The sequence below is a fragment of the Anabaena sp. UHCC 0204 genome (genome assembly GCF_009711975.1).
Lineage (GTDB): Bacteria > Cyanobacteriota > Cyanobacteriia > Cyanobacteriales > Nostocaceae > Dolichospermum.
In genome coordinates this window covers 90,371-101,181 of record NZ_VIKW01000021.1, presented here as the reverse complement: position 1 = coordinate 101,181, position 10,811 = coordinate 90,371, and the positions used below count along the sequence as shown (strand labels likewise).

The window sequence follows — 10,811 nt, the reverse complement described above, 5'->3', positions numbered from 1 at the left end:
ATTAATCAACATCACCCTCTCATTTCATCATGAGGGGGTTTTGTTTTGGGTTTGTTATGTGAAAGTGGGCAACTTTAGCTTAAAATTGATCTCTTAAATAGTCAAATAGCATTTCAATTATTGCTTCACTGATTCTTTCCCAAAGCCATTCCATAGCAGTTTTAATCCATGATTCAAATGAGTTTTCACTCGCAAGAACAGCTTTTTTTTGTGCATGAGAAAGTTGACGATAACGGCTAATAATTTCTTGTTCTTCATCTGATAATTCCATCTTTTACTCCTGTTTAAAGTGTTTTCTTAAAGTTCTTAGAATAAACCTTTCAGCAAACTCCATAAATCGTTAGCATAGCCTTTAATTTTATCCCATACCCATGAAACCGAAGTTTTAATCCAATCAATAAAAGACTGCTTACTAGCGGTTACTGCTTTCTTTTGAGATTGAGAAAGTTGTCGAAAGCTTTTAATGATTTCTCTTTCTTCTGGATCTAAATCATCATAATCCATTGGTTAGCGTCTCCTAACGTAGTGAAAAAAATTAAACTGTTATTTTTAGTGTTTATATTCTCTAAGGGTTTTGATGAGTTTTTCTTCATCATCAGTTAAACTAGAACTGGTTAGTGTGAGAAGATAAGTTTCACTGTTGCCAACATCAATTTTCCTAACTCTTTAATTTCAAATGCGGCAGTTTTTACATAAAATGGTACACTTCCACTCCATTTCCCTGAATAGCCACTATTCCTGGCGTAGTAAGCATAATAGTAATAATATCTATTCAGAAGTTGTTTTGCGTATGGGGTAATAGTACAACCGGGTTGAATCGTCCACCATCCTTCAGATATCCAATCATCTTCGATTCTGTCCCAATAACCAAATGCTAGATAAATCTTCCCATTCGTCTCATTTGTGAACTGAAACACAAAAAGTATCTCTCCTAATCTTCTAATTGCTTTCTCAATAAATTCTGGACAGATGGATCTGCTAGTTCAATAGGATCAGCAGGATTAATACTAAATTTCCAGCCGACATTACCCGATGCTTTGATAATTGTTGCTAGAAGATGATAAAGTCTGTATCTTTTCTCCGCTGAGTAATATTCGACTTGTTCAACTTTAATTGAAAGGGCAGAACTTAACTTCTTCTGAATATCTTGACAACGACGATTGATATTGTCTTCCTGTTCAGGAGATGGATAATTAAACTTGGTATTCCATGTACCAGGACCTATTTTATCAACTTGATTTAATCCCACTACTAAACGACCTTTTAAGTTACCCATGACGTTTTCTACAATGTCTCTGAGTATTTTTTGATCTTCTGTTAATGCCTTTAAATTTCCCTGAATAACATAGAGAACAACATCCGCTTTTGGTAAAGTTCGCTCGTAAATTTTAGCGTATTCTTCATCTAGTTCGATGTCTTCTCCTAAACCAGGCATATCAATAACTTCTAATTTTCCTCCTTGGGGTAATTCAATTATTTGTGGCTCTTGCTTCTGTTGTTCCATGACCCGTGTGACTAACTTTTTCTTCTAAACCAAATAAGGAGTTAATGGTGGTACTTTTCCCAACGCCAGATTTACCAATAATAGCTACTTTGGGAGGATGTGCTAGTTCTTCTTGAACTAATCTTTCAAAAAGTTTAAAGTCTTTATCACCTAAAACTTTGCGTAAGTTATCTACAACTTTTTGTTGTTCTGGTGATACTTTCTTCTGAAAAAGTCCCATTTTTGTAACTCCTCTAATTCAAGTTATTAATTGGATTTGCAAGATAATTAAAGTTGTTAATTGTATTGACAAGATTGTCTAGCCCATAATTATTAACAACAGAACAAGGAATAATATGTTGTTTTTCAATGGGTATGTAGGGAGAGAAGCGTTGATAGACAATTTCTAATTTCTCTGGGATTAGAGATAATTGTTCTGGTGATGGTTGATTTTTCAAAGTATCCCAATTTTCAGGATGTACTCTATCAATTTGATTAAGAACAATTAGATAATGAGCATCAGGTACTTTTTGTTTGTTGTTGGTTAATTTCAAGATTGCTTTTTGATCTTCTGCAAATGCACGGGTATCAGCCTGAAGAACCAACAAAATTACATTTGCTTTGTGAAAAGTTTCATAAATATGTTCAAAATGCTGATCATCCGCATATTCACTCTCTCCAACACCAGGAGTATCACAAAGTCGCCAAGTAAAATCTTTACCCTGATGAATTTCAGGTAACATTTTACCTTCGTATTCGGTGACGGTTTGAGTACAAGCAACAGCATAATCTGTACGCCAATTTACCCCAAATAAAGCATTGGAAAGACTTGTTTTCCCTGTACCTGTTTGACCAAATTTAGCTATGGTTGGAGGACTAACCTCTATATTAACAGGGGGTTGCTGGGTTTTTCGTTCACTACTTAAGTAAGACATTGTGATTAATTTTTGAGTGACTCTATTTTTTGATCACGAATAAAATCAGATTCTCTGAAAAATATCAAACATTGCTTTGAGTAAGTTGTTTTTTTTACTTAATTATCATTGTTTCAAAAATCTGAGTCATCTGTCCATTGGAAAACATCGGATTTTATCGGGAGATTTATTACAAATTTTTACGTATAAAATCGGAAAATATGCGTAAAAATAGGATTATCTTTTGCTATAATTACCGAAACCCTTAACCTATATAGTTTTTATGACTGTAGATGAAGTTGTAAAATTTGTTGATCAAATGGTATTTGAAAAAACGGGAAAACATCTAGATGATATCCAAACTGCTGTAGTTGAAGGTACATGGAAAAGAGAAACTTATGATCAGATTGCTAGGGAATATAATCTTTCTAGTAGTCATGTAGGAGATGTAGGATCTGAGTTATGGCAACTTTTATCTAAAATATTACATGAAGATATAAAAAAAACTAATTTTTGTTCTACTTTGGAAAGAGTATATTATATTATATTAACTCATCTCAAAATTCCAATATTTATTGTAGTGGGAAGAATCCTTATTTTGATTTTAGTTCGCCAATATTAAATCAACCTAATAAAGAAGAGGAAAAAAGTAATATAAATACGGAATCTAAATTATCTAGTTATGATTTAACCTTAGCTCCTGAAATTATAAAATTTTATCAACGTGGAACACAGTTAGAACAACTCTCTGATTGGATCTTTAAGCAAAATACTTGTTTGATTTCAGTATCAGGATTATATGGAACTGGTAAAACTACTTTAGTTAAAAGATTTGTTGATTTAAACTTACATAAATTTGCAGTCGTTATTTGGAGAAGGTTAAAATATCCTCAATCTTTAAATTTACTTGTTAGCGATTTATTGAATGTTTGTCAACAAGAACCTCAATCAACTTTAGATAAGCAATTAAGGCAATTATTTGATATTCTTGCAAATCAGAAATGCTTAATTATCCTTGATGATTTACAAAATATATTTATCCCTGGTAAATTTGCTGGACAATACAAAGTTGAATATCAAGATTATCAAAACTTTTTTACTATGATTAGAGAGGTTAAACATCAAAGTCATGTAATTGTGATTAGTCAACAACAATCTCCAGAAATGGAATGTTTAGATGATGAATTATATCCGATTAAGTCTTTAGAACTATCAGGATTATATGATGTTGATATTCTCCAAAATAGAGGATTGAAAAATGAAGATTATTGGTTACAATTAATTGATTTATATGCAGGTAGTTTTATTGATTTAAAAAGTGTGAGTATCTTAATTAACAAGAATTATGATGGTCAAGTTGCTGATTTTTTAGCCGAGAATACTTTGCATATTACTAATCAAATGCAATCTCGACTTCAGGAAATATTTAACCATTTATCAACCCAAGAAAAAGAAATAGTATTGCATTTAAGCAAGTTTGAAATACCTGTTACTAGAGATTATTTAAAAGAGAGTTTAAGTTTATCTGTTATTGATTTTAATAATGGTTTACAATCTCTACAACAAAGGTATTTGGTAACGAAAATAAAAAATAATAAAATCTTGTTTCTATTGTCTTCAGTTTTTAGGGAATATGTGAGAAATTATTGTCAAAATTGATGATGATTTCATAAAAAATATAGGTCATATTTCTTTATATATGTTTAATCAATTACATAAGTCCTAATTTTACAGATAAAATTGTACTATATTTTTAACAAAACAAAAAAATGCAAATTATCCAAAGTCTTCATACTGCTATTCTAGTGACTGATTTAGAACGTGCTGAATATTTTTATGGTCAGGTATTAGGATTAAATAAAGTAGAACGTCCTTTAAAATATCCCGGTGTCTGGTATCAAATCGGTAATTATCAACTTCATCTGATAGCTGCGGCTACTGTACCAACCGATAAGCAACAGGAAAAATGGGGACAAAATCCTCATATTGCTTTTGCTGTGGTTGATTTGCAGGTTGTGAAAGAGGAGTTAATCGCTAAAAACTATCCTTTTCAGGCTAGTGCTTCTGGTCGGGCGGCGATTTTTATTAAAGATCCAGATCGCAATATTATTGAACTTAGTCAACAATGAGATTATTCTCCATGACAAAAGCTAAAATGGATGGATTGTGAAAAGATAAATAGCAAATGTTTTGGGCTGATAAAATCGCTGCTGATGCAGTAGGCTACCAGGTAGTTAATGATTCTAAGACTCCATCAGGAAGAGTACACGTTGGGTCATTGCGGGGTGTGGTTATCCATGATGTTATTTACCGTGCTTTGAAACACGCAGGTAAACCTGTCAAGTTCTTGTATGGTGTGGATGACTATGACGCATTGGATACGGTTCCAAAATACTTAGATCAGGAAAAGTTTTCTCCTTATTTGGGTTTTCCGCTGTGTAATGTGCCTTCTCCTGATGATGATGCTAGTGATTATGCTAAATATTTCATTGGTGAATTTTTTGAAGTTTTCGAGTATTTAGGAATTAAACCAGAAACTTATTTTCTCCGTGATTTATATCGTTCTGGAAAGCTTAATTCCTATATTGATACTTTCTTAAAAAATGCTCATTTGGTGAGAGAAGCATATAAAGAAGTAAGTAAGGCTGATCGTCCTAATAACTGGTATCCTTTTCAAGTTGTTTGTGAAAATTGCGGTAAGATTGCCACAACTGTCACTACAGATTATAACGGTTCAGAAGTATTTTACACCTGTAAACCAGATGCAACTGACTATGTAAAAGGTTGCGGACATTCTGGTTGGGTTTCTCCTTTTAATGGTAATGGTAAGTTACCCTGGAAAGTTGAATGGGTGGCTAAATGGGATGTGTTGGGTGTAACTATCGAAATGGCTGGGAAGGATCACTCGCAAAAAGGTGGTTCTAGAGATGTTGCTAATGCTATTAGTCGCAAGGTTTTACAAAAGCAACCTCCTTTCCATTCTCCCTATGAATTCATTCTTGTGAATGGGACAAAGATGAGTTCTTCTAAGGGAGTTGGTTCGAGTGCAGAAGAAATTGCGGCTTTACTTCCACCGGAATTGCTGCGCTTTTTAATGTTGCGGACTCAGCCAAGAACTGTAATTAATTTTGCGCCAAATTATGAAACTACTACTCGTTTATTTAGAGATTACGATACTTTAATTAATAAGTATTCTAAGTCTCCTGAATTAACTGAGGAATTAATGTCGTTATTTTACGCGCAGGTAGGGGATGAGATTAAAACTTTCCAACCTTTTGATTTTAGTACCTTGATTTCTCTGTTGCAAGTTCCGCGTTTAAATATTCAGGAAGAGGTTGTACAACGTAGTTCACAGTCTTTAACTGAGTATGATCAGCAAATTATTAATCAAAGAATTGCTGCTGCTCAAAAGTGGTTACAAGATTATGCAGATGAGGAAGAAAAGTTAGTTCTCTATTTGGAACAAGTTCCAGAAAAGGCTAATAATTTAAACTCCGAACAAGTTGCTTATTTGCAAAAGTTGATGGAGAATTTGCAGAATATTTCTAATTGGGAATCGGAAGAATTACAAACTTTGATTTTCTCGACTACTAAGGAGTTAGGGATTCAACAAGCCAATGCTTTTAAGGCTTTGTATCTATCTTTTTTAAATAAAGAAAAGGGTCCGAAAGCTGGCGGGTTGTTGTCTTATCTAGAAAAGTCTTTTGTAATTTCCCGGTTACAAGATGTTGTGGCTTTGAATGCAGATAAGGAAAAAGCGGAAGTTTCTTAATTACTTTTTTGATGGTGCGTTATGCTGTGGCTAACGCACCCTACAAGTTTCTTATCACGATATTTGGGATTTCGTATCTAGACTATTAACGTAAATTATCAAATTTCATAATTTAGCTAGTATTTCCTCATAATCTGTAACGACATTCTCCGATTCTGCATCTAGACTTTTATCACGCTGCTTAAACTCATCTAATAATCTAAAAAAACAGTTAAAAGCATCTTTTTCATCACGGGTAAATAGCAAGATAATATTAGACCAAGAATTGGAAGTTCTCACATTAAAATGTCTTTGTATCCAAGGCTGGAAATTATCATAAAAATCAGTATCTTCTTGTGTTAATTCTAACCCCATCTCACTCCGCGCAAATTGATATCCCACTAAAAAATGACGTAAAATAGTGATGGAAGATTTACCAATATACATTCCTGGTCTGTTTTTTATTTTTTGCAAAACTTCATAGATTCCTTCCATTTTAAACTCCTAGCTGTGGTGCTGCTTCTTTTACTATAGCGAATCTATCTCAGTGACGGTAAATTGATGACTAAGACAATCAAAATCATTCAGCCAATCTTCTCGCGTCATTCCCTCGACTGAGAGATTATCGAAAACTTTACCAAAAACTTCGACTCCATAATGAGTACCGTTATCTGTAATCGAATCAGTAATATCTTGTTTTTCTAAGCGCCAACTCAAAATATATTCATCGTTCCGAGTTGTTGTTTTTAATTTGATAATTTTTCCTTCAATATTATTTTGTTGTAACCATTGGTAGATAGCTCTGGCACAATCATCACATTGATAAAGGTCAAACTTTTGAATTATTTTACCAATTTCTCTAAAAATCTCATGATGAGATAATTGAATCACCAAGTCCTCCAGTTTTCATTATAAGGTTAAAGTTGTTAAGGTGCGTCAGATATCAAAAATCTATTTAGGGCTTGCTGAGTTATCGAGTCTGACGCACCCTAAGATATATTGGTTTTGATAATTTCACCGTTTGGCTAATTCTGGAGTTTTTCCCTTTAAGCCAATCATCAATTTCAGGGCGAATATTTTTACAATGGGAACTCGCTGCATTATCCATAAACCCAAACGACGAATTATTACCACTGGTAAAAAGTTGTTAGAAAAAACTCGATCTAATAAATCGGTGAAACCTAAAATTGCGAGGTTTTCTTTTTTTCTCCAGCGTTCATATTGCTTGAGTATGGAAATATTACCAATATCTTGGCGATTTTGATGGGCAGTTTGGATGATTTCAGCTAATGCGGCTGCGTCACGAATCCCTAAATTTAAACCTTGTCCACCGACGGGATGACAATTATGTGCAGCATCACCTATTAATGCTAATCTAGGGAGAACATAGCGATCGCTCTGCATTAACTGTACCTGAAAAATAAATCTGTCTCCTAATAATTCTAATTTACCCATTTGATCACCATAACGCTTTGTCAGTTCTGCTAAAAATTCCTGATCATTTAAAGCACATAAAGCTTTTGCTTCCTCATGGGGTGCAGTCCAAACAATGCGACAACGGTTTCCAGGTAAAGGTAAAATTGCAAATGGACCACTAGACCAAAACTTTTCGTAAGCGGTGTTATTGTGGGGATTTTCTGGTTTGACAAAAGCCACAATACATGATTGCCAATATTTCCAACCTTTTGTTTTAATACCTGCGGCTTGACGAATTGGAGATTTAGAACCATCGGCAGCTACTAACAATTTACTGCGAATTGTTTGGGTTGTTTCATTAATTTTGATGTTAATTTTAACTATATCTAACTGATTTTCCGTACTAATAACTGCCGCTGGACACAAAATAGTTACATTGGCACAACTTTGCACAAATTCCTGTAAAGGTTCTAACAGTGCAGAATGTTCCGCTACATAACCTAATTCTGATGTCCCTAAATCAGTAGTTTGGAATTTCACCACATCAGGATAATCAGCATCAGAGAGACGAACTTGGTTATATTTAGCGACATGGGGGAGAATTTTGTCCCATAAACCAATTCCTTGGAAAATTTTTGCTGACAACATATGTACAGCATAAGCTTGTCCTTTAGCGACTGCGGCGGATGCTACTCTAGCTTCAATGAGGAGAATACTTAAACCAGAATCTTTTAAAGCTGCGGCTAGGGTTAAGCCGACAATTCCACCACCAACTATGACTAAATCATAATCATATCCCCAGTAGTTGTCTGTGGGGATGTGGGGAGAGGAAAGGGTGGGAGTAAGTTGGGAGAGGGACATTGTAAAGATAAATGAAGGCGTTTTAATTATTATTTTGACGCGATCGCGGCTGATAAGCAAGCTAACGACAAAAAATACTAAGCCATACTTAAAACCATCAAATTATCAGCCATTTCAAAATTCGCTGTCACGTTTTGAACATCATCTAACCCTTCAAGGGTATCAATTAATTTCAAAAGAGATTTCGCCTGATCTGCATCAGTAACTTCTACTTGATTACCAGGAATCCAACGCAGTTCTGCTTCAATAACTTTAAAACCTTGGGCTTTCAATGTTTGGCTGAGTTTCTCTAAATTTGTCACTTCCGTAAATACCTCAGCGGTTTCATCTGCAATCATTTCATAAGACTCAGCATTTCCTTCTAAGGAAGCTTCTAAAAGCTGTTCTTCATCAACAACACCTTCAATCACACAAATACCTTTTTGGGAAAACATCCAACTTACACAACCGATTTCTCCCAAATTTCCGCCATTTTTACTAAAAGATACCCGCAAATCCGCAGCAGTGCGATTACGATTATCTGTAAGGGCTTGAATTAAAATTGCTACACCTCCAGGACCATAACCTTCATAGCGAATTTCTTCTAAACTGGAGTTATCACCACCAAGAGTACCTGCACCTTTAGCAATCGCCCTATCAATATTATCATTGGGAATGCCCGCTGCTTTGGCTTTATCAATCGCTGTCCGTAATTGGAAATTACCTGCTGGATCTGGTACACCATTTCTCGCAGCCACAATTATTGCCCGCGATAGTTGGGTAAAGATATTTCCCCTTTTGGCATCTACTACAGCTTTCTGGCGCTTAATATTCGCCCATTTACTATGTCCTGACATAATCAACAAAAATATTCATCATCTTTCAAATATAGAATACACCCAGCTTTTACTCAAATGTAAATGTTGGCTTGATGCACTATCTATATTTGTCGGTAAAATCCATCTTAAAATAATTGAACAAAGTTAAATCTGCAAAATCAAAAATGTTTTTAATTCCTCGTAATTACTGGAGACTAGCTAAAAAATACCTGAAACCCTTACTGCTAGTCCTATTTTTGGGTATAGTATCTTTACATGGATGTCAGGCTATTCGGTCTCATCAGGTTATTCATATTACCTTATGGCATGGGGTAAATCCACCACAAAATCGGGATGTTTTGCAAAAGCTGGTAGACAAATTTAACCAAAATCACCCCAATATTCAAGTTGAATCTCTTTATGTTGGGCAACAAGATCAGCAAATGCCTAAAATTTTAACGGCTGTAGTTGGAGATGCCCCGCCTGATTTATTATGGTTTAATCCCACAATTGCCGGTCAATTAGTGGAATTGGGGGCGCTTTTACCTTTGGATGAAAAGTTAGCGAAAACGACTGTTAAGGATGAAATTGATCCGGCTTTACTGACATCCATGAAATATAAAAATCAGATTTGGTCTGTACCATTTGCTACAAATAATGTTGGTGTTTATTACCGTCCTAGTTTATTTAAAGAAGCAGGAATCACGGAGTTACCACAGACTTGGGAAGAATTACGACAAGCCGCTAAACAATTAACTCGTGACACTAATAATGACGGCAGAATTAATCAATATGGAATCATGTTACCTGCGGGGAAGGGAGAATTTACAGTATTTACTTGGTTACCGTTTATGTGGAGTGCTAGTGGTAAATTGGTAGGTGATAATTCTCAGAGTGCAGCCGATGTAGTTTTAGAAAATAATCAAGGGGCGATCGCTGCTTTGGAATTATGGCAAAATTTAATTAAAGATGGTTCTGCTGTTTTATCGGGAATAGAACGGGGTTATGAAATAGAAAATATCGTCAATGGTAGAGTAGCAATGCAAGTAACAGGACCTTGGAGTTTAGGAGAATTTAAACAGAGTGGTGTTGATTTTGCGGTTTTTCCCATACCTATGAATAAAAAACCTGCAACTGTCATTGGTGGTGAAAATCTGTTTCTATTCAAAACTACACCGAAACGAGAACAAGCTGCTTTCAAATTTATTGAATATACGTTAAGTGCCGATTTTCAGACAGAATTAGCTTTAGGAACTGGCTATTTACCTATAAACATTAAATCTCGGCAAAGTCCAATTTATCAAGAGTTTCTCAAAAAACAACCACAAATTCAAGTATTTTTAGATCAAGCTAAAAATGGATTTTCTCGGCCAATTTTTCCCGGTTATACTCGCATTTCTGACAGTTTAGGAAGGGCAATTGAATCTGTAATTTTGGGTAAAAGTTCTCCAGCAGAAGCCTTGAAAGTAGCCCAGCAACGTTTAGATTTAATTTTTAAGTAATTAGTCGAGGAGTCAGGAAGAAGGAATCAGGAGTCAAGAGTTATGTGTCAATTGTTAACTATCAATACTACGCTATCAGCAAACGCT

General features: G+C 34.8%; 15 protein-coding genes. 5 read left to right on the top strand and 10 right to left on the bottom strand.

Annotated features, from left to right (window positions below; genetic code table 11):
* Window positions 1–79: 79 nt before the first annotated feature.
* From FJR04_RS17335 to FJR04_RS17310, 6 genes are all read right to left on the bottom strand, one after another.
* The gene (locus FJR04_RS17335; RefSeq protein WP_168497017.1) at window positions 80–271 is read right to left on the bottom strand and encodes a hypothetical protein; all 192 of its coding nucleotides are present in this window, start codon (window positions 269–271) and stop codon (window positions 80–82) included.
* 35 nt (window positions 272–306) lie between these two features.
* Window positions 307–504: a hypothetical protein gene (locus tag FJR04_RS17330; protein WP_168497015.1), complete on the bottom strand. Its 198-nt coding sequence runs from the start codon at window positions 502–504 to the stop codon at window positions 307–309.
* 110 nt (window positions 505–614) lie between these two features.
* Window positions 615–917, bottom strand: coding sequence for a DUF1036 domain-containing protein (locus FJR04_RS17325; RefSeq protein ID WP_168497013.1), 303 nt, complete (start codon window positions 915–917; stop codon window positions 615–617).
* A gap of 14 nt (window positions 918–931) precedes the next feature.
* Window positions 932–1,504 (bottom strand): hypothetical protein, encoded by a 573-nt coding sequence (locus FJR04_RS17320; RefSeq protein ID WP_168497011.1) that lies wholly within the window; start codon window positions 1,502–1,504, stop codon window positions 932–934.
* Window positions 1,470–1,724 carry a GTPase gene (locus FJR04_RS17315; RefSeq protein ID WP_168497009.1) on the bottom strand — a complete coding sequence of 85 codons (255 nt, stop codon included), beginning with the start codon at window positions 1,722–1,724 and terminating at the stop codon, window positions 1,470–1,472. The genes FJR04_RS17320 and FJR04_RS17315 overlap by 35 nt, the downstream gene beginning before the upstream one ends.
* 13 nt (window positions 1,725–1,737) lie before the next feature.
* Window positions 1,738–2,418, bottom strand: a complete 681-nt coding sequence (locus FJR04_RS17310) for a GTPase family protein (RefSeq protein WP_168497007.1) — start codon at window positions 2,416–2,418, stop codon at window positions 1,738–1,740.
* A gap of 262 nt (window positions 2,419–2,680) precedes the next feature.
* Here FJR04_RS17310 and FJR04_RS25945 point away from each other — a divergent pair, with 262 nt between their 5' ends.
* From FJR04_RS25945 to lysS, 4 genes are all read left to right on the top strand, one after another.
* Window positions 2,681–3,019, top strand: a complete 339-nt coding sequence (locus tag FJR04_RS25945; protein WP_217359405.1) for a hypothetical protein — start codon at window positions 2,681–2,683, stop codon at window positions 3,017–3,019.
* Window positions 2,911–4,056 (top strand): NB-ARC domain-containing protein, encoded by a 1,146-nt coding sequence (locus FJR04_RS25940; protein WP_371718239.1) that lies wholly within the window; start codon window positions 2,911–2,913, stop codon window positions 4,054–4,056. The genes FJR04_RS25945 and FJR04_RS25940 overlap by 109 nt, the downstream gene beginning before the upstream one ends.
* Before the next feature lie 110 nt (window positions 4,057–4,166).
* The gene (locus FJR04_RS17300) at window positions 4,167–4,526 is read left to right on the top strand and encodes a VOC family protein (protein WP_168497005.1); all 360 of its coding nucleotides are present in this window, start codon (window positions 4,167–4,169) and stop codon (window positions 4,524–4,526) included.
* A 56-nt stretch (window positions 4,527–4,582) separates the two neighbouring features.
* Window positions 4,583–6,169 carry a lysine--tRNA ligase gene (gene lysS, locus FJR04_RS17295; protein ID WP_168497003.1) on the top strand — a complete coding sequence of 529 codons (1,587 nt, stop codon included), beginning with the start codon at window positions 4,583–4,585 and terminating at the stop codon, window positions 6,167–6,169.
* A gap of 105 nt (window positions 6,170–6,274) precedes the next feature.
* Here the strand turns inward: lysS and FJR04_RS17290 are convergent, their stop codons facing one another.
* From FJR04_RS17290 to FJR04_RS17275, 4 genes are all read right to left on the bottom strand, one after another.
* A complete protein-coding gene (locus FJR04_RS17290; protein WP_168497001.1) occupies window positions 6,275–6,643 on the bottom strand; it encodes a hypothetical protein in 369 nt (122 codons plus the stop codon).
* Window positions 6,644–6,676: 33 nt separating this feature from the next.
* A complete protein-coding gene (locus FJR04_RS17285; RefSeq protein WP_168496999.1) occupies window positions 6,677–7,039 on the bottom strand; it encodes a papain fold toxin domain-containing protein in 363 nt (120 codons plus the stop codon).
* A 123-nt stretch (window positions 7,040–7,162) separates the two neighbouring features.
* Window positions 7,163–8,425: an FAD-dependent hydroxylase gene (locus FJR04_RS17280; RefSeq protein ID WP_168496997.1), complete on the bottom strand. Its 1,263-nt coding sequence runs from the start codon at window positions 8,423–8,425 to the stop codon at window positions 7,163–7,165.
* A gap of 77 nt (window positions 8,426–8,502) precedes the next feature.
* Complete coding sequence (locus FJR04_RS17275; protein WP_168496995.1) at window positions 8,503–9,261, bottom strand: YebC/PmpR family DNA-binding transcriptional regulator; 759 nt, start codon at window positions 9,259–9,261, stop codon at window positions 8,503–8,505.
* A 146-nt stretch (window positions 9,262–9,407) separates the two neighbouring features.
* Here FJR04_RS17275 and FJR04_RS17270 point away from each other — a divergent pair, with 146 nt between their 5' ends.
* Window positions 9,408–10,724 carry an ABC transporter substrate-binding protein gene (locus FJR04_RS17270; protein ID WP_168496993.1) on the top strand — a complete coding sequence of 439 codons (1,317 nt, stop codon included), beginning with the start codon at window positions 9,408–9,410 and terminating at the stop codon, window positions 10,722–10,724.
* The last annotated feature ends 87 nt before the right edge of the window (window positions 10,725–10,811 follow it).